General features: G+C 59.6%; 18 protein-coding genes and 1 pseudogene. 8 read left to right on the plus strand and 11 right to left on the minus strand.

Annotated elements, in window-relative coordinates; genetic code table 11:
* Nucleotides 1-26 precede the first annotated feature (26 nt).
* The 4 genes from glcD to IC37_RS02495 all read left to right on the plus strand — a co-directional run bounded on the left by glcD (nucleotide 27) and on the right by IC37_RS02495 (nucleotide 5,325).
* On the plus strand, nucleotides 27-1,526 hold the full coding sequence (glcD, locus tag IC37_RS02480) for a glycolate oxidase subunit GlcD (protein WP_030130630.1): 1,500 nt from the start codon (nucleotides 27-29) through the stop codon (nucleotides 1,524-1,526).
* Entirely contained in the window at nucleotides 1,526-2,575 is a 1,050-nt protein-coding gene (glcE, locus tag IC37_RS02485) for a glycolate oxidase subunit GlcE (RefSeq protein ID WP_030130629.1), read from the plus strand. The genes glcD and glcE overlap by 1 nt, the downstream gene beginning before the upstream one ends.
* Before the next feature lie 12 nt (nucleotides 2,576-2,587).
* Nucleotides 2,588-3,805, plus strand: coding sequence for a glycolate oxidase subunit GlcF (gene glcF / locus IC37_RS02490; RefSeq protein ID WP_030130628.1), 1,218 nt, complete (start codon nucleotides 2,588-2,590; stop codon nucleotides 3,803-3,805).
* Nucleotides 3,806-3,933: 128 nt separating this feature from the next.
* Nucleotides 3,934-5,325 (plus strand): VOC family protein, encoded by a 1,392-nt coding sequence (locus IC37_RS02495; protein WP_030130627.1) that lies wholly within the window; start codon nucleotides 3,934-3,936, stop codon nucleotides 5,323-5,325.
* A 645-nt stretch (nucleotides 5,326-5,970) separates the two neighbouring features.
* Here IC37_RS02495 and IC37_RS02505 read toward each other — a convergent pair.
* The gene (locus tag IC37_RS02505; protein WP_030130625.1) at nucleotides 5,971-6,165 is read right to left on the minus strand and encodes a hypothetical protein; all 195 of its coding nucleotides are present in this window, start codon (nucleotides 6,163-6,165) and stop codon (nucleotides 5,971-5,973) included.
* 188 nt (nucleotides 6,166-6,353) lie between these two features.
* Here IC37_RS02505 and IC37_RS30310 point away from each other — a divergent pair, with 188 nt between their 5' ends.
* Complete coding sequence (locus tag IC37_RS30310) at nucleotides 6,354-6,548, plus strand: hypothetical protein (RefSeq protein ID WP_008074997.1); 195 nt, start codon at nucleotides 6,354-6,356, stop codon at nucleotides 6,546-6,548.
* Nucleotides 6,549-6,849: 301 nt separating this feature from the next.
* Here IC37_RS30310 and IC37_RS02515 read toward each other — a convergent pair whose 3' ends face one another.
* Nucleotides 6,850-7,086, minus strand: a complete 237-nt coding sequence (locus IC37_RS02515) for a hypothetical protein (RefSeq protein ID WP_030130624.1) — start codon at nucleotides 7,084-7,086, stop codon at nucleotides 6,850-6,852.
* A 98-nt stretch (nucleotides 7,087-7,184) separates the two neighbouring features.
* Nucleotides 7,185-8,411: an RtcB family protein gene (locus IC37_RS02520; protein WP_030130623.1), complete on the minus strand. Its 1,227-nt coding sequence runs from the start codon at nucleotides 8,409-8,411 to the stop codon at nucleotides 7,185-7,187.
* Nucleotides 8,412-8,502: 91 nt separating this feature from the next.
* Between IC37_RS02520 and IC37_RS02525 the strand changes: the two genes are divergently transcribed.
* Both IC37_RS02525 and osmE read left to right on the plus strand, forming a co-directional pair.
* Nucleotides 8,503-8,742, plus strand: coding sequence for a hypothetical protein (locus IC37_RS02525; RefSeq protein WP_030130622.1), 240 nt, complete (start codon nucleotides 8,503-8,505; stop codon nucleotides 8,740-8,742).
* 11 nt (nucleotides 8,743-8,753) lie between these two features.
* Nucleotides 8,754-9,119, plus strand: a complete 366-nt coding sequence (gene osmE, locus IC37_RS02530) for an osmotically-inducible lipoprotein OsmE (RefSeq protein ID WP_030130621.1) — start codon at nucleotides 8,754-8,756, stop codon at nucleotides 9,117-9,119.
* Between the two features lie 49 nt (nucleotides 9,120-9,168).
* On the opposite strand, the pseudogene IC37_RS30315 reads toward osmE, so the two are convergent.
* A pseudogene (locus IC37_RS30315) lies at nucleotides 9,169-9,294 on the minus strand (DUF2188 domain-containing protein); the annotation flags it as partial.
* Nucleotides 9,295-9,515: 221 nt separating this feature from the next.
* Here IC37_RS30315 and IC37_RS02540 point away from each other — a divergent pair.
* A complete protein-coding gene (locus tag IC37_RS02540; protein WP_030130620.1) occupies nucleotides 9,516-9,878 on the plus strand; it encodes an NUDIX hydrolase in 363 nt (120 codons plus the stop codon).
* 42 nt (nucleotides 9,879-9,920) lie between these two features.
* On the opposite strand, the gene IC37_RS02545 is transcribed toward IC37_RS02540, so the two are convergent.
* The 7 genes from IC37_RS02545 to catC form a co-directional block, all read right to left on the minus strand.
* The gene (locus IC37_RS02545; RefSeq protein ID WP_030130619.1) at nucleotides 9,921-10,694 is read right to left on the minus strand and encodes a 1,6-dihydroxycyclohexa-2,4-diene-1-carboxylate dehydrogenase; all 774 of its coding nucleotides are present in this window, start codon (nucleotides 10,692-10,694) and stop codon (nucleotides 9,921-9,923) included.
* A gap of 205 nt (nucleotides 10,695-10,899) precedes the next feature.
* The gene (gene benC, locus IC37_RS02550) at nucleotides 10,900-11,913 is read right to left on the minus strand and encodes a benzoate 1,2-dioxygenase electron transfer component BenC (protein WP_007895558.1); all 1,014 of its coding nucleotides are present in this window, start codon (nucleotides 11,911-11,913) and stop codon (nucleotides 10,900-10,902) included.
* A gap of 10 nt (nucleotides 11,914-11,923) precedes the next feature.
* A complete protein-coding gene (gene benB, locus IC37_RS02555; RefSeq protein ID WP_030130618.1) occupies nucleotides 11,924-12,412 on the minus strand; it encodes a benzoate 1,2-dioxygenase small subunit in 489 nt (162 codons plus the stop codon).
* Entirely contained in the window at nucleotides 12,409-13,773 is a 1,365-nt protein-coding gene (gene benA, locus IC37_RS02560) for a benzoate 1,2-dioxygenase large subunit (protein ID WP_030130617.1), read from the minus strand. The genes benB and benA overlap by 4 nt, the downstream gene beginning before the upstream one ends.
* A 246-nt stretch (nucleotides 13,774-14,019) precedes the next feature.
* Nucleotides 14,020-14,979: an AraC family transcriptional regulator gene (locus IC37_RS02570; RefSeq protein ID WP_030130615.1), complete on the minus strand. Its 960-nt coding sequence runs from the start codon at nucleotides 14,977-14,979 to the stop codon at nucleotides 14,020-14,022.
* A gap of 168 nt (nucleotides 14,980-15,147) precedes the next feature.
* Nucleotides 15,148-16,077: a catechol 1,2-dioxygenase gene (gene catA, locus IC37_RS02575; RefSeq protein WP_030130614.1), complete on the minus strand. Its 930-nt coding sequence runs from the start codon at nucleotides 16,075-16,077 to the stop codon at nucleotides 15,148-15,150.
* Between the two features lie 55 nt (nucleotides 16,078-16,132).
* Nucleotides 16,133-16,423 (minus strand): muconolactone Delta-isomerase, encoded by a 291-nt coding sequence (gene catC, locus IC37_RS02580; RefSeq protein WP_030130613.1) that lies wholly within the window; start codon nucleotides 16,421-16,423, stop codon nucleotides 16,133-16,135.
* Between the last annotated feature and the right edge of the window lie 5 nt (nucleotides 16,424-16,428).

Below are 16,428 nucleotides of genomic sequence, written 5' to 3' on the forward strand. Positions count from 1 at the left end.
GTTCCCTCGCCATTGAGGTTCGCGCGATGAACATTCTTTACGACGAACGCATCGACGGTGTTCTGCCGAACGTAGACAAAGCAGCGCTGCTCAAGGCCTTGCAGCAGGAGGTGCCGGACCTGGACATTCTCTGGCGCGAAGAAGAACTCAAACCCTACGAATGCGACGGTCTCTCGGCCTATCGCACCACGCCGATGCTGGTCGCCCTGCCCCGACAGCTGGAACAGGTGCAGGCGCTGCTCAGGCTCTGTCATGCCCGCAACGTGCCAGTGGTGGCGCGTGGGGCCGGCACCGGGTTGTCCGGCGGTGCGTTGCCGTTGGACAAAGGCGTGCTGCTGGTGATGGTGCGGTTCAACAACATCCTGCACATCGACCCTGCCGCGCGTACCGCAGGGGTTCAACCGGGAGTGCGTAACCTGGCGATTTCCCAGGCCGCGGCGCCCTTCGGTTTGTATTACGCGCCGGACCCGTCCTCGCAAATCGCCTGCTCCATCGGCGGCAACGTCGCGGAAAACGCCGGTGGCGTGCATTGCCTCAAATACGGTCTGACCGTGCACAACCTGCTGAAACTCGACGTATTGACCCTTGAAGGCGAACACCTGACCCTCGGTGCCGATTCGCTGGACGCGCCGGGGTTCGACCTGCTGGCGCTGTTCACCGGTTCCGAAGGCTTGCTGGGGGTCATCACCGAAGTCACAGTCAAACTGCTGCCCAAACCCCAGGTCGCCAAAGTCCTGCTGGCGAGTTTCGACTCAGTGGAAAAGGCCGGCCGCGCGGTGGCCGAGATCATCGCCGCCGGGATCATCCCCGCAGGCCTGGAGATGATGGACAACCTGGCGATCCGTGCCGCTGAAGATTTCATTCACGCCGGTTACCCGGTGGACGCCGAGGCGATTCTGCTGTGCGAACTGGACGGTGTCGAAGCCGATGTCCACGACGACTGCGAGCGGGTCCGCGAAGTGCTGCAACAGGCTGGCGCCAGTGAAGTGCGCCAAGCCCGGGACGAAGCCGAACGCGTGCGGTTCTGGGCCGGGCGCAAGAACGCCTTCCCGGCGATCGGCCGCCTCTCGCCGGATTACTACTGCATGGACGGCACCATCCCCCGCCGCGAATTGCCCGGTGTGCTCAAGGGCATCGCCAGCCTGGCGCAAGAATATGGTTTGCGCGTAGCCAACGTTTTCCATGCCGGTGACGGCAATATGCACCCTCTGATCCTGTTCGACGCCAACCAGCCCGGCGAACTGGAACGGGCCGAAGCCCTCGGCGGCAAGATCCTCGAACTGTGCGTGAAAGTGGGCGGCAGCATCACCGGCGAACATGGCGTCGGCCGCGAGAAAATCAATCAAATGTGCGCGCAGTTCAACAGTGACGAATTGACCCTGTTTCATGCAGTGAAAGCCGCGTTCGACCCAAAAGGCCTGCTCAACCCCGGCAAGAACATCCCGACGCTGCATCGCTGCGCGGAATTCGGCGCGATGCACATCCACGCCGGGCAACTGCCGTTTCCTGAGCTGGAGCGGTTCTGATGCCGGACTTCGATGCCAGTGAAGCCCTGCTCGAGCAGGTCAAACAGGCGCGGGAGAACGCCACGCCGCTGCGCATTCAGGGCGGTAACACCAAGGTGTTCCTCGGGCGCGAAGTGGCCGGAGAAATACTCGACACCCGCGCCCATCGCGGCATCGTCAGCTACGATCCGACGGAGCTGGTGATCAGCGTTCGCGCCGGCACGCCGCTGAGCGAACTGTTTGCCGCACTGGATGCAGCGGGACAAATGTTGCCCTGCGAACCGCCGTCGTTCGGCGAAGGCGCCACCGTCGGCGGGATGATCGCGGCGGGGCTGTCCGGGCCGCGTCGCCCGTGGTCCGGTTCGGTGCGGGACTTTGTCCTGGGGACGCGGGTGATCAGCGGCCTTGGCACCCACCTGCGTTTCGGCGGAGAAGTGATGAAAAACGTTGCCGGTTATGACCTGTCACGCCTGATGGTGGGCAGTTATGGCTGCCTCGGCGTGCTGACCGAAGTCTCGCTCAAAGTGCTGCCAAAACCCCGGCAATGCTTGAGCATCAGCCTGGACATCGACTGTGCCCACGCCTTGGCCAATCTGGCGCAATGGGGTCAGCAACCGTTGCCCATCAGCGCTGCCAGCCACGATGGCCAACGTCTGTATCTGCGGCTGGAAGGCGGCGAAGGTTCGGTGACCGCCGCCCATCAACGGCTCGGCGGCGAACCGTTGGACTCCGGTTATTGGGCCGACCTGAACGAACAACGACTAGAATTTTTTAATGAGGGGCTGGCGCTGTGGCGCTTGTCATTGCCCAACAACCTCGGGCCTCTGGACTTGCCCGGTGAGCAACTGATCGACTGGGGCGGCGCACAACGCTGGTTGAAATCCGCGGCCGACAACATTCAGTCGCGGGCCCTTGAACTCGGCGGCCACGCCACCTGTTTCAGCCATGGCGTCAGCGAAACGCCATTCCAGCCGCTGGCCCCGGCGCTGCTGCGCTATCACCGGCAACTCAAGGCGCAACTGGACCCGCAAGGGCTGTTCAACCCTGGCCGGATGTACGCGGAGCTTTAGGGGGCGCTCTCAATGCAAACCAATCTCAGCGAACAGTCCAAACTACTGCCCCGCGCCGAAGAAGCGGACAAGATTCTGCGCACCTGCGTGCATTGCGGGTTTTGCAACGCCACCTGCCCGACCTACCAACTGCTGGGCGACGAACTGGACGGGCCGCGCGGGCGCATCTACCTGATCAAGCAAGTGCTCGAAGGCGCCCCCGCCACGGCCAAAGCCCAGTTGCACCTGGATCGCTGCCTGACGTGCCGCAACTGCGAAACCACCTGCCCGTCCGGGGTGGATTATCACAACCTGCTGGACATTGGCCGCGCCGTGATCGATCAAGCGGTGCCACGCCCGACCGGTCAGCGGTTGTTGCGTCAGAGCCTGCGGGCACTGGCGCCGAACCCTAATCTGTTCAAGACCTTGCTACAGATCGGCACCACATTCAGGCCGTTGCTGCCACGGGGCATAGAGGCAAAATTGCCCCACGACCTCCCCGCCACGGGCGAGCGCCCTGCCCCTCGGCATGCTCGCCGGGTGCTGATGCTTGAAGGTTGCGTGCAACCTGGTCTATCGCCCAACACCAATGCCGCGACCGCGCGGGTGCTGGATCGGCTGGGGATCAGCGTAATTCCGGCACCGGAAGCCGGCTGTTGTGGCGCACTGGACTATCACCTCGACGCCCAAGCCATGGGCCTGGACCGCGCCCGACGCAACATCGACGCATGGTGGCCGCACCTGGAAAACGGCGCCGAAGCCATCGTGCAAACTGCCAGCGGCTGCGGCGCGTTCATCAAGGATTACGGGCATCTGCTGGAGCGCGACCCGGTCTATGCGGCCAAGGCCCGGCGGGTCAGCGAACTGGCATTGGACCTGGTGCAAGTGTTGGCCGATGAACCTTTGGAACGGGTCTGTGCTGCCACTGATCGACGAATCGCCTTCCACTGCCCCTGCACGTTGCAGCACGCACAGAAACTCGGCGACGCGGTAGAAGCCGTGCTGACGCGGTTGGGCTTCAATCTCACGGCAGTGCCCGACAGTCATTTGTGTTGCGGCTCGGCGGGCACCTACTCGATCACCCAACCGGAACTGGCCCGGCAACTGAGAGACAACAAACTCAACGCCCTGGAAAGCGGCCAGCCCGAGGTCATCGCCACCGCCAACATCGGTTGCCAGAGCCACCTCAACAGCGCCCGACGAACGCCGGTCAGGCACTGGATCGAACTGGTGGACCAAGTGCTGCGTTAACCGAACAGCCCGCGTTGCAAGAACAGTCCTTGGCAGAATGAAGTTCGTCAGAAACTTCGTTTGTCGGCGCCGCCGAAGGCTGCGATCTTTTCCGGCATCCGTTACGTCACTGCGCCAGGAACTTTTTCATGAGCCATCCGAACTTCGTCAGCCCTGACCTGATCCGCCAACGCTTCTCCAAAGCGATGTCCGACATGTACCGCGAAGAAGTGCCGCTGTACGGCGCGCTGATGGAATTGGTGGAACAGACCAACCGCCAGGTGCTGGACAGCGATCCGCAGATCGCCCGACAGTTGAACAGCACCGGCGAAATCCAGCGGCTGGACCTGGAGCGCCACGGTGCGATCCGCGTCGGCACCGCCGCTGAACTGGCGACCCTCGCCCGCCTGTTTGCGGTGATGGGCATGCAACCGGTGGGCTATTACGATCTGACCCCGGCCGGCGTGCCGGTGCACTCCACCGCATTCCGCGCCGTGCATGAGGCGGCGTTGCAAGTCAGCCCGTTCCGGGTGTTCACCTCGCTGCTGCGCCTGGAGCTGATCGAAGACACCGAACTGCGGGTCTTTGCCCAGTCGGTGCTGGATACGCGCTCGATCTTCACCCCGGCCGCATTGGCCCTCATCGAACGCGCCGAAACCCAGGGCGGTCTGACCGAATACGAGGCGCAGGATTTCGTTTCACAAGCCCTGGAAACCTTTCGCTGGCATCACAGCGCCACCGTCACCGCCGAGCAATACCAGCAACTCAGCGCCCAGCATCGACTGATTGCCGACGTGGTGGCGTTCAAAGGCCCGCACATCAACCACCTGACGCCACGCACCCTGGACATCGACATCGTGCAGGCGCAAATGCCCGCCCATGGCATCACCCCCAAAGCGGTGATCGAAGGCCCTCCCCGCCGCCAATGCCCGATTCTGCTGCGCCAAACCAGCTTCAAGGCACTGGACGAGCCGATTGCGTTTACCGATCAAGCCGAAACCCGCGGCAGCCATAGCGCCCGCTTCGGTGAAATCGAGCAACGCGGCGCGGCGCTTACCCCCAAAGGCCGAGCGCTTTACGACCGTTTGCTCAACGCTGCCCGGGATGAACTGAAGGACTTCCCCAATGAAGCCAACGCCGCACGCTACAACGCGCTGATGACGCAGCACTTCGGCGAATTCCCTGACACCGTCGAGGCCATGCGCCAACAGGAATTGGCGTACTTTCGCTACTTCGTAACGGAAAAAGGCCTGGCGGCGGATGAACTGCAAGGCGCATCGCTGGAGGATTTGCTCAAAGGCGGCTATGTGCGGGTTGAACCACTGGTGTACGAAGACTTTTTGCCGGTCAGTGCGGCGGGGATTTTTCAGTCCAACCTGGGGGATGCGGCGCAAACCCACTATGGCGTGCATTCGAACCAGCAAGCGTTCGAAAAGGCCTTGGGAAGGTCGACGATTGATGAGTTGGCGCTATATACCGAGACGCAGCGGCGGTCGATTGATGAGTGTTTTGCAGCACTGGGTTTGAACGTTTCTGATTAGGTGTTAGCCACAAAAAAATCGCAGGCTTCGCCAGCTCCTACAGTCGGGTACATCCGTTACATCGCGGTTGCACACGGTCGATGGAGCTGCCTTGCCAGCGAAAGCGGCCTCACGTCCTGCACCGCCCATGAACACGCCTTCGCCGGCAAGCCGGCTCCGGGTTCGGTGTCGTTCACAGTTCCTGCGGGTGCGCGGTGTTACAGCCAGGACTGACGGATTCTAATCCGAATTCAACGACTGCCTGGCGCGACGCGGCGCAATGACCGACCTCTCTTCAGTGTCGCGATGCAATAAGGAAACGTTGTAATCGTAGGTAGATATCAACGGTACCGGATCGTCATTGCGCGACATCTTAAGCCATCGTCTTGTGCGTTCGATGTCAAAGAACTCGTTCCTGAACTTCATTTTTGCAACAAGGTTCGCCGAGACTCTGTAGCGTCCACATCCGGCCGAGCAGGCGATCTCTGACCAGTCTCCAGCCGCATCAACAGTGTTAGAGGCAGCCTGACAGATTAAGCACTTCATGTTCGATCTCCCTATCCTTGAATTACCAACTGTAGACGATCCGCGACCAAGGAGCGTTCACTTGGAAGAAAGATAAGAACATCAAAAAGTGAAGAGCCCAGCGCAATGGCTGGGCTCGGGTTATCTTCTGTTTTCCAGCATCTTATCGGCGAGTGCTTTGGCCCTTTGGATTAACAGATTCTGCCTGTCTTCGTGGGTGGCTTCTCCAACCACCGGTGCCGTCAGATTGCTTTCCGCAATCAACGCGGCACAGAAGTATTGATCCCAAACAGCGCTTTGCTCCGACTCCTGTCTATTCATTTGGTCGGCGATCATATGCGGCTCCTTTTGATGAGGTAGCCTCTTAAGTTTACGCCCGAATCGTGGACTACCCGCGTCGCGAAGGATGACCGGCACCTCATTGCAATCCTCTCACTGGCGACAAGTCGTTTCCTCAACTAGGATTTTTAGCGCACAGGACTTCGCCCACTGTGTTGTCGGGCGACTCAACAAAGGAGAGATAGATGACATCTACTCGAATTTCCGAGCAAACCTATCGTGGATGGTCCAACCCCATCTTGCTCGAACTTAAGGAGAGAGAACATCAGCTAAGCCCTTCGGCACGCCAGGCTCTGCAAAATGTCCTGGTAGAGAGGAGGCTTCTTGACACTGGCAACCCATCCGGCAGCGATCGTCGCAAGGCTGACCCGGCCGGGTAACGACAGGCATCAATAACGTTTGTCCATCACGCCCATCATCGACGCTGCTGGCTCTCTGCCGGCAGCGCGCTCATAAGCCATTCCAAATTCCAGACAAAAAAAAGCCCAGGCAGCTGATGGACGCCTGGGCTTTAAAAATGCATAAACCGTGGTGGTGAACGCGGGGCGATATTACCCAATCGCGCGACTTGTAACAAGATATTCTGATTCACTATCCAGTTACTAAATCTCCTAACTCATTAAATATCCACACTATTTTTAAGTCATCTACTGACTATTCCGCTACCGACGAAGCGACCGTCTATAGAGGGGCTTCGCCCTGCCCCGGCTCGGGCCCCGAGCCGGAATCGGGATACGACCTCGCATTCAGGTACGTCATCCATCGCTCGTACGCTTCATGCTGCCATTTCGTGACCCGCTCCCATTCCGGGCCGCTCAACTGATGGGCCGAGATCAGTTTCATCATTTCCGTGGTCGCCGCATCCAGGTCAACGATCAGCTCATGCGCATGGTGTCTGAAATCATCGGTAGTCGTCATTTGAGAGACCTCCCTAGCGAATAAATCACTACCTCAATACGACAACAGAGCCGTTCACTCTCGTTAATTTTCCCGACCAGTGGAAGCACCTTCCATCCCTACCCTTTCACGCACACTACTTGACGCAAGGTGTGCAGCACTTCCACCAGATCACGCTGCGCGTACATCACTTTGTCGATGTCCTTGTAGGCCATCGGAATCTCATCGATGACCGCCGCATCCTTGCGGCACTCGACATGAGCAGTCGCGCGGATCTGGTCTGCCACGGTGAAGGTATTTTTGGCTTTGGTGCGGCTCATGGTCCGACCGGCACCGTGGCTGCACGAGCAGAACGATTGCTCGTTACCGAGACCGCGAACGATGAAGCTTTTGGCGCCCATGGAGCCGGGAATGATCCCCAGTTCGCCCTTCTTCGCCGACACCGCGCCCTTGCGGGTAACCAGGACGTCTTCACCGAAATGCCGCTCTTTCTGCACGTAATTGTGGTGGCAGTTCACAGCCTCCAGCGCGACCTCGAAAGGTTTGCGAATCACTTGCCGCGCTGCCTGAATCACCGCCTGCATCATCAACGCGCGGTTCTGTCGGGCGAAGTCCTGAGCCCAGCCCACCGCTTCGACGTAGTCGTCGAAATGCCGGCTGCCTTCCTTGAAATAGGCCAGATCGCGGTCCGGCAGATTGGCGATGTGCTGGCGCATATCCGCCTGGGCCAATTGAATGAACAGGGTCCCGATGGCATTGCCAACGCCGCGGGAACCGCTGTGGAGCATGAACCAGACGCGGTTGGCCTCGTCCAGGCATACCTCGATGAAGTGATTACCGGTACCGAGGGTGCCCAGGTGATGGCGGTTGTTGGTACTGGCAAGTTTCGGGTACTTGTCGGTGATCGCCTTGAACCGTGAACTCAGCGCAGCCCAGGCTTGATCGGCTTGCTGTGGAACGTGATTCCAGGCGCCTTCATCGCGGCGGCCATGGCTCAACGTGCGGCCATGGGGCACGGCCTTTTCGATGGCGCTGCGCAGGCCGTGCAGGTTGTCCGGCAAGTCGGCGGCGGTCAGTGAAGTGCGCGCGGCAATCATGCCGCAGCCGATGTCCACCCCCACGGCCGCCGGAATGATCGCGCCCACGGTGGGGATAACGCTGCCGATGGTGGACCCTTTGCCCAGATGCACATCCGGCATCACTGCCAGGTGCTTGAAGATGAACGGCATCTTCGCGGTATTGATCAATTGCTGCCGGGCTTCGCTTTCAACCGGCACACCCTCGATCCAGAGTTTGATCGGCTTGCCGTTGGCGACTTCCAGCAGTTGGTAGACAGGTTGTTGCATGATTTCGACTCTCTTGCGATCAGACGAACATAACGCTCCATACAGGTAAATGGGACTACTATTTCGTAGCGGGGAATTGCAGGAGGTCATCATGTGGCTTAACGAATATGAACAGCAACTTCGGCGCGACCTGCAAGGTGTAGCCTCGGATCTGAGGTGGTCGGCGGTAGAGCTTTTGCGCATTGCAGAGCAGTTGCGCCTGGCCGGCAATGATGTGGACGCAGAGGCAACGCTAAGGCTGTGCGCGTTGTTCCAGGGCGATGAAGAGCGACTGGCGGGCTATGCTGAAGAAGTGAAGGCAAAGAACATCACTCGAACGAAAGTTCACTAGAGAGCGCTGTCATGAACAAGCCTCTATGCGCGCTGATCGCCGTGCTGACGGCGTCAGGTGGCTGTAACACGGAATCACACGTTTATCGAGACCAACCGCTGGTCGCCAAGGTCGAGACCGGCATGAGCAAGGGACAAGTCCAGCAGATTGGCGGCCAGCCTGTATCGATAACGCAGCGCACGGTGGAACCTGGTACCTGCTTTGACTACAAGCTGACCCAGGCCGGCCATCAGCAGCCGTATAACGTCAGTTTCGACAGCCAGGGCAAGGTCGACCACAAAAGTTTCATGACCTGCGCGCAATGGAGTCGTGCCCAACAAAAAGCCAGAGAATATTATTCCCCTTCCACGGGCGGGATGGGCGGCAGCGGTTACTGACCCATGACCGACGGTTATCAAAAGCCCCGGTGTACCGGGGCTTCAAGCGTGCTTCCTCTCTGCTGCCAAAGGCGCCAAGCCGGTCACCTTTGGTGCACACCCGCCAAGGGCCGTTGTTCACGCTGAGTACGTCATAGCCGTTCATGTGCATTTTGGTCAGCATCGGAACGCTCATAGTCACCTCCATTTCGGCAGTGATAGTCCTGGATCGACTTAATTACCTTACACCCGACCTTCATTGAAGTGCCAGCCAGACATCGCGTCAGGATTCCGGCATTTCATTGCACTTTCAGCCGCCCTGTCGACTCCAACCCTTGAAGCAGACACTTCTGCGTATTTCGGTCTGAATATTGCATTTTTATGACTGTTTTGTGACAGGCAGCAGTCAGGTAACCCATGAAAGTACGTGCAACCGTCATTTGCGAGCAGGATCGGCATATTCTCCTGGTGCGTAAACCCAGGTGTCGCTGGACCTTGCCAGGCGGAAAAGTCGAGCCTGGCGAAGCCGCTGCGGGCGCGGCCATGCGAGAGCTCTACGAAGAAACAGGGCTTGAGGTCGATGACATGCTCTACCTGATGGAATGGGAAACGGCCAGCACCCGGCACCATGTGTACGAGGCGTCGGTCGTAAACCTGGCAGCGGCTCGGCCACAGAATGAAATCTTTGATTGCATCTGGTATCCGCTGGACGCGGTACAGAACCTGAACACAAGCGACGCCACACTCAGAATCGTCAAAGCGTTTCAGCGTCGCTTGTAGATCACAGGTATCCAGGCTTTAACCGACGCTACTGCGAACCGCTCAGCCCAGATCGCCGCCACCGACCGGCATGATCATGCCGGTGATGTAGGAGGCTTCGTCGCTGGCCAGAAACAGAATAGCGCCTGCTTGCTCATCCAGCGTGCCATAGCGCTTCATCAAACTGCTGTCGAGGGTCTGGTCGACAATCTGCTGATACCAGAGCTTTTCCTGAGCGCTTTGTTCCGCACTGTTGCGCGGGATAAGCCGCGGCGGCGCCTCGGTGCCACCGGGGGCAGTCGCGTTGACCCGCACGCCACGACCGGCCGTTTCGAACGCCAGGCAAGCGGTCAGCGCATTGACCCCGCCCTTCGCCGCGCCGTACGGCACTCGATTGACGCTGCGGGTCGCAATGGACGAAACGTTGACGATGGCGCCGCTGCCTTGTTCGAGCATGAACGGCAGCGCAGCATGGCAACACCACAATGTAGGGAACAATGAACGACGGACTTCGGCCTCGATCTGCGCCTCTTCATAGTGCTCGAAAGGCTTGGCCCAGATCGTGCCGCCGACGTTGTTGACCAGCACATCGAGGCGATCAAAACGTTCGAAAGCGGTGCGCATCACGCGGCTGCATTCGCTGTATTGCTCAAGGTCGGCAGTCAGCGCGAGCACCTGGCTGCTCTGCCCCAATGCCTTCTGGAGTTCGAACACCAGATCGGAGCGGTCGACCAGAATCAACCGTGCACCTTCAGCGGCCATGCGTTCAGCCACGCGCCGGCCGATGCCCTGAGCGGCACCGGTAATCAGCGCGACTTTTTCGTGGAATCTGTTCATGTGTACCTCGTGACGAAGGATGCCGTTCAGTTAGGGCATACCAGACAAAACACTGACCTGTGGGAGCGGGCTTGCTCGCGAAAGCGGTCTCACAGTCGAGATCTCTGTTGGATTTTCCGCCCTCTTCGCGAGCAAGCCCGCTCCCACATTGAATCGTTGCCGAGGACGGTATCGATGTAAGGCCGCACTCGCGCAACTGCACGGCTCAAGCCGCGCTGGCGGCAAATTTTTCGTAGTAGAAGTTCACCGGCGCAATGCCTTGCTCGCGGATGAACTGGCTGACCGCTTCGACCATCGGCGGCGGGCCGCACAGGTAGACGTCGACGTCGCCATCGTTCAAATGCCGTGGCTCGATGTGTTGGGTCACGTAGCCCTTGAGCGGGTGCCGGCTGTCGGGATTGGCCACGCAGGCGCTGAAGCTGAAGTTCGGAATGCGTGCGGCGAAAGCTTCAAGTCGATCGAGTTCCACCAGGTCGAAATCGTTGGTCACGCCGTAGATCAAATGCAGCGGATGCTCGCTGCCCTGTTCGGCGATTTTTTCCAGCATCGCGGTGAACGGCGCCAGACCGGTGCCACCGGCCAGCAGCAACAATGGACGGCGGATGTCGCGTAGATAAAAGCTGCCCAAAGGCCCGGCCAGGCTCATGCTGTCGCCGGCCTTGGCCATGCCGGTCAGAAAGCTGCTCATCAAGCCGCCGGGCACGTTGCGAATCAAAAAGCTGACTTCGCCGTCACGCTGCAACGAGCTGAACGAGTAGGCGCGGGTCTGCTCGCTGCCCGGAACCCCGAGGTTCACATACTGCCCCGGCAGGAACGCCAGTTTGCTCAGGGCTTCGCCCTTGATCGACAGCGCGATGGTGCTGTCGGACAACTGACGCACGGCGCTGATGGTCGCGTCGTAACTGGCCTGACGGGTACGGCAGACATCCGATGAAACCGGCACCCGCACCACGCAATCGCTCTGCGCGCGCATCTGGCAGGTCAGGACAAAACCCTGTTGCGCTTCGTCGGCGCTGAGGGCGTCTTCGATGTAGTCCTCACCCAAGTCGTAGCGGCCAGCCTCGGCGAAGCACTTGCAGGTTCCGCAAGCGCCGTCGCGGCAATCCAGTGGAATATTGATGCCCTGGCGGTACGCGGCATCGGCCACGGTTTCCCCGGCATTGGCGTCGATGAAACGAGTGACGCCGTCTTCAAAATTGAACGCAATGGAATGAGTCATGACGGCCGCCTCAGAGGTGGTAAACATCGATGACCTGGCGAACGTAGTCGTTCTTCAGGATCACTTTCTTGGCCTTGATCAGCGGGTTTTCACCGCGTACATCCAGGGTGTAGAAACTGCTGCCGAAATAGCTGTCGACGGTCTTGTAGCGAAAGCTCAGGGTGTGCCAGTTGAAGCGCACCTTGCACAGGCCGTCGGCCTGTTCGATCAGCTCGATATTGCTGAGGTTGTGCGAGGTACGGGTGTCCGGCACGCTGGCGCTGGAGCGTTCGGTCTTGATGCGGAAGATGCGGTCTTCCAGGCCGGTGCGGTTGCCATACCAGATCAGCGAAATTTCCCGCTGCGGGTCTTCGGTCAGCTCGTCGTTGTCGTCCCAGGACGGCATCCAAAATGTTGCGTCCGGCGCATACAACTCCAGCCAGTCGTCCCATTGGTTGTCATCGAGGTAGCGTGCTTCGCGGTAGAGAAAATCGCGCAGGTTGTCATAAGTGAGGATCATTGCACGGCCTCCACTGCAATCAGTTCGGATTGTTCAGCGGCCAACGCCTTGAGCATGGTCTGCTGCCAATACTTGTGTTGCAGCACGAACAAACCTTCGTCTTCGGTGCGCACGCCGCTGAGCAGCGGATGCAGGTCGATCTCTTTAGCCGCGTCATCGGCGCCTTCGACCCAGTGCTCGGCGCCACGGGACATGTCGTTCCACGCGGTGACGCTGCCCTGGTAACCCGTCTGGCAGGAGCGAAACTCTTCCAGATCGTCCGGGGTCGCCATGCCGCTGACGTTGAAGAAATCCTCGTACTGACGAATCCGGCTCGAGCGGGCGTGGTCGCTTTCACCTTTGGGGGCGATGCAATAAATGGTGATTTCCGTGCGATTGACCGAGATCGGCCGGGCGATGCGAATCTGCGAACTGAACTGGTCCATCAGGTACACGTTCGGGTACAGGCACAGGTTGCGCGAATTCTCGATCATCCAGTCGGCGCGAGCCTGGCCGAAGTCCCGGGCCAACTCGTCGCGACGCTCGTACAGCGGACGGTCTTCGGGGTTGGACCAACGGGTCCAGAGCAGCATGTGGCCCTTGTCGAAGGAATAGAAACCACCGCCCTGCTTGGCCCAGGTGCCGGCGCTCATGGTCGGATTGCAGTCGCCGGCTTCGCGCTGCTTGCGCTGGTTCTGGGTCGCCGCGTAGTTCCAGTGCACCGAGCTGACGTGATAACCGTCGGCACCGTTTTCGGCGGTGAGTTTCCAGTTGCCTTCGTAGATGTAGCTGGAGGAACCGCGCAGCACTTCCAGGCCATCGGCGGACTGATCGACGATCATGTCGATGATCTTCGCCGACTCGCCCAGATGCTCTACCAACGGCACGACATCGGCCTTGAGGCTGCCGAACAGGAAGCCGCGATAGGATTCGAAACGCGCGACTTTGGTCAGGTCGTGGGAGCCTTCGCAATTGAAGCTCGCCGGGTAGCCAGCCGCCGCCGGGTCCTTGACCTTGAGCAGCTTGCCGGAGTTGTTGAAGGTCCAGCCGTGGAAGGGGCAGGTGTACGTGCTCTTGTTGCCGGTCTTGTGCCGGCAGAGCATCGCGCCACGGTGGCTGCATGCGTTGATAAAGGCGTTCAGTTCACCGTCCTTGTTGCGCGCGATGAAGATCGACTGACGCCCCATGGTGGTGGTGTAGAAATCGTTGTTGTTGGGGATCTGGCTTTCGTGCGCCAGGTACAGCCAGTTGCCTTCAAAGATGTGTTCCATCTCGAGGTCGAACAGCCGCGGATCGGTGAACATCTCGCGCTTGCAGCGATAGATGCCCTGCTCAGGGTCTTCTTCAAGCAGGGAGTGAAGGTATTCGGGTCGCAGGGTCATGGCCGCCGCCTCCATTGTTTTTATTCAGGCAGGGCCATGCTAGGACGAGGGGATGGGGCGGACTATCCGCGGGGTGCAGACCTGTATCCGTTTTGTGCAGAGCGGTCAGTGGTGGATGCTTGCCAACGTGGCGAGGGAGCTTGCTCCCGCTGGGCTGCGAAGCGGCCCCACTCTCTTTTTAAAAGAATGGGACTGCTGCGCAGTCCAGCGGGAGCAAGCTCCCTCGCCACAGGTTACTCATTGATCTCAGTGGCGGCGTTTGAGGGTATCCGATGGCAATTCGCCGAACTGTTTGCGGTAGCTGTCGGAGAACCGGCCCAGGTGCAGAAAGCCGTAATCCATGGCCACTTCCGTGACGTTGCGCACGTTGCAGGTCGGGTCGCTCAGGTTGGCATGGATGCGTTCGAGCTTTTTCTGCCGAATGTAGTTTTTCGGCGTGTCGCCCGCGTTGCGCTCGAACAACCCATACAGCGAACGCAGGCTCATCCGCGCCTGGCGTGCCAGTTCTTCGCTGTCGATATCCTGCTTGAGGTTGCACGCGATGTATTCGACCAGCGCCTCGAACGTGGCCGAGGGTGAGCCGGGATCGGTGCGCATGACGTTGGTCTTCATCAGGCCAAGCATCTTGCTGACAATGATTTGCGCATAGTGCTCCTGCACCCGGGGAATCTGCTCGGTGGCTTCCGCCTCCTGGCAAATCATCGCCAGCAGACCGACGAAACCTTCCAGCTCATTGAGCTGATAACGGTTCTCCAGAAACCGTATGCCCTGCCCCGGATACCGCCAGCGCTGCTCCTCGCACACTGACTCAAACAACCGGGTGGGGACTTTCAGGATGAATTTTTCGCAGTCGTCGGAGTACGTCAGGTCCACCGGGTCATCGGGGTTGATCAGCAGTAACTCGCCAGGCGCGAAGTAGTGTTCCTGACCATGACCACGCCACAGGCAGTTGCCGCGCAGCAGCACTTGCAAGTGATAGATGCTGTCCAGCGCATGGGACATAACCCGCACGCTCGCGCCGTAACTGATGCGGCACAGGTCGAGGCTGGAGAATTTGCGATGATCGAGGCTGGCCAGCGGTCGGCCGGCCCTGGGCATCTGGAGGCAATGATTGCCCACGTGCTGATTGACGTAGCCTGATACCGCGTAAGGGTCGGCGTGGTCGAAGACTCTGCTGCGATGACTCAACAATTGCGCTTGCATCATCGGATCACTCTCATTGTTGTTATCGGTGGCGCCGCCATTCTAGATCGTAACCGCGTCAGTAGACTGAGATGTTGGATGTTCTGGCCTCTTCGCGAGCAAGCCCGCTCCCACAGGGCCACGAGATAAACGGTCGGTTATCTCGTGGCCCGGTTCGGCTGATCGAGGGTATCAGTCCTCGAGCGCGCGAACCCGTTCGTGGCGTTGCTGCTCCTCAGGCTGGGCAGACGACTGCAGCGTGAAGTCAAAATCGATTTCGGCAAAACGCCCGCTGACGCCATGGGCCGCCGCACGCTGCGGATCATCACCGAAGGTGATTTTGGCGATCAGTTCATCACGGGTGGCATAGGCGAAATCGTCATGCAGGTACTGATCGCCATCGAGGTTGATCTGGGTGGTCAGGTGACGATGATCCACTGCCGAAATGAAGAAGTGGATGTGCGCCGGCCGCTGACCATGACGGCCCAGTTGGTCGAGCAATTGCTGGGTCGGACCGTCCGGCGGGCAACCATAGCCGGACGGCACGATGCTGCGAAAACGGTAACGGCCCTCGGCATCGGTGACGATACGACGACGCAGGTTGAATTCCGATTGAGTGGTATCGAAGTACGAATAGGTGCCGCCGGTGTTGGCATGCCAGACATCCACCACCGCGCCGGCCAACGGTTCGCCGGCGGTGTTGCGCACTTGGCCTTGCATGAACAGCACCACACCCGGATCGACGCCGTCATCCAGCCGCGCTTCGCCTTCCGATATTGGCGCACCCGCCACGTACAGCGGGCCTTCGATGGTCCGCGGTGTGCCGCCGGCCTTGCCGGCCTGCTCGTCTTCGGCGTCCATCAGCAGGTCGAGGTAATGCTCCAGACCGAGCCCGGCCACCACCAACCCGGCCTCTTGACGCGCACCCAGCACGTTGAGGTAGTTGACGGCTTTCCAGAACTCTTCCGGGGTCACGGCCAGGTCTTCGATGATGTTCACCGAATCCCGCAGGATCCGGTAAATCAGCGCCTTGACCCGCGGATCGCCGGCTTCGTTATGCAGACCGCTGGCGTCTTCGAGAAACTTCTGGGCACTGGCAGTGTGGGAAATCTTGACGTTCATTTTAGTGGGTTCCTCATCTTGTAATTATTAGCGTAGCGAACTGAACAGGCTGGGTTCAGCGGTCATCCTCGCGAATGGAAGAAGGATGCCGGCACATCGCGGTGACTTCGATCGCCATGTACGGGTACAGCGGCAATTGCATCAGCAAGTCGTGCAGTTCCTGAACGCTGTCGACATCGAACACGCTGTAATTGGCATACAGCCCGGCGATGCGCCACAGATGACGCCACTTGCCTTGCTCTTGCAGGCGCTGGGCCAGGGCTTTTTCGTCGACCTTGAGTTGAGCGGCGCGTTCCGGGTTCATGTCGACCGGTAAATTCACAGTCATTTTTACGTGAAACAGCATGATGC

The organism is Pseudomonas sp. QTF5, from assembly GCF_000512695.2.
In the GTDB taxonomy this organism is placed as follows: Bacteria; Pseudomonadota; Gammaproteobacteria; order Pseudomonadales; family Pseudomonadaceae; genus Aquipseudomonas.

What these genes read in the sequence shown, in the direction of transcription:
- glcE (WP_030130629.1), top strand. Translation starts at nt 1,526, where the DNA reads ATGCCGGACTTCGATGCCAGTGAAGCCCTGCTCGAGCAGGTCAAACAG.
- IC37_RS02495 (WP_030130627.1), top strand. Translation starts at nt 3,934, where the DNA reads ATGAGCCATCCGAACTTCGTCAGCCCTGACCTGATCCGCCAACGCTTC.
- IC37_RS30310 (WP_008074997.1), top strand. Translation starts at nt 6,354, where the DNA reads ATGACATCTACTCGAATTTCCGAGCAAACCTATCGTGGATGGTCCAAC.
- catC (WP_030130613.1), bottom strand. Translation starts at nt 16,423, where the DNA reads ATGCTGTTTCACGTAAAAATGACTGTGAATTTACCGGTCGACATGAAC.
- IC37_RS02540 (WP_030130620.1), top strand. Translation starts at nt 9,516, where the DNA reads ATGAAAGTACGTGCAACCGTCATTTGCGAGCAGGATCGGCATATTCTC.
- IC37_RS02520 (WP_030130623.1), bottom strand. Translation starts at nt 8,411, where the DNA reads ATGCAACAACCTGTCTACCAACTGCTGGAAGTCGCCAACGGCAAGCCG.
- benB (WP_030130618.1), bottom strand. Translation starts at nt 12,412, where the DNA reads ATGATCCTCACTTATGACAACCTGCGCGATTTTCTCTACCGCGAAGCA.
- benA (WP_030130617.1), bottom strand. Translation starts at nt 13,773, where the DNA reads ATGACCCTGCGACCCGAATACCTTCACTCCCTGCTTGAAGAAGACCCT.
- IC37_RS02515 (WP_030130624.1), bottom strand. Translation starts at nt 7,086, where the DNA reads ATGACGACTACCGATGATTTCAGACACCATGCGCATGAGCTGATCGTT.
- catA (WP_030130614.1), bottom strand. Translation starts at nt 16,077, where the DNA reads ATGAACGTCAAGATTTCCCACACTGCCAGTGCCCAGAAGTTTCTCGAA.
- IC37_RS02545 (WP_030130619.1), bottom strand. Translation starts at nt 10,694, where the DNA reads ATGAACAGATTCCACGAAAAAGTCGCGCTGATTACCGGTGCCGCTCAG.
- osmE (WP_030130621.1), top strand. Translation starts at nt 8,754, where the DNA reads ATGAACAAGCCTCTATGCGCGCTGATCGCCGTGCTGACGGCGTCAGGT.
- IC37_RS02570 (WP_030130615.1), bottom strand. Translation starts at nt 14,979, where the DNA reads ATGATGCAAGCGCAATTGTTGAGTCATCGCAGCAGAGTCTTCGACCAC.
- IC37_RS02525 (WP_030130622.1), top strand. Translation starts at nt 8,503, where the DNA reads ATGTGGCTTAACGAATATGAACAGCAACTTCGGCGCGACCTGCAAGGT.
- glcD (WP_030130630.1), top strand. Translation starts at nt 27, where the DNA reads ATGAACATTCTTTACGACGAACGCATCGACGGTGTTCTGCCGAACGTA.
- benC (WP_007895558.1), bottom strand. Translation starts at nt 11,913, where the DNA reads ATGACTCATTCCATTGCGTTCAATTTTGAAGACGGCGTCACTCGTTTC.
- IC37_RS02505 (WP_030130625.1), bottom strand. Translation starts at nt 6,165, where the DNA reads ATGATCGCCGACCAAATGAATAGACAGGAGTCGGAGCAAAGCGCTGTT.
- glcF (WP_030130628.1), top strand. Translation starts at nt 2,588, where the DNA reads ATGCAAACCAATCTCAGCGAACAGTCCAAACTACTGCCCCGCGCCGAA.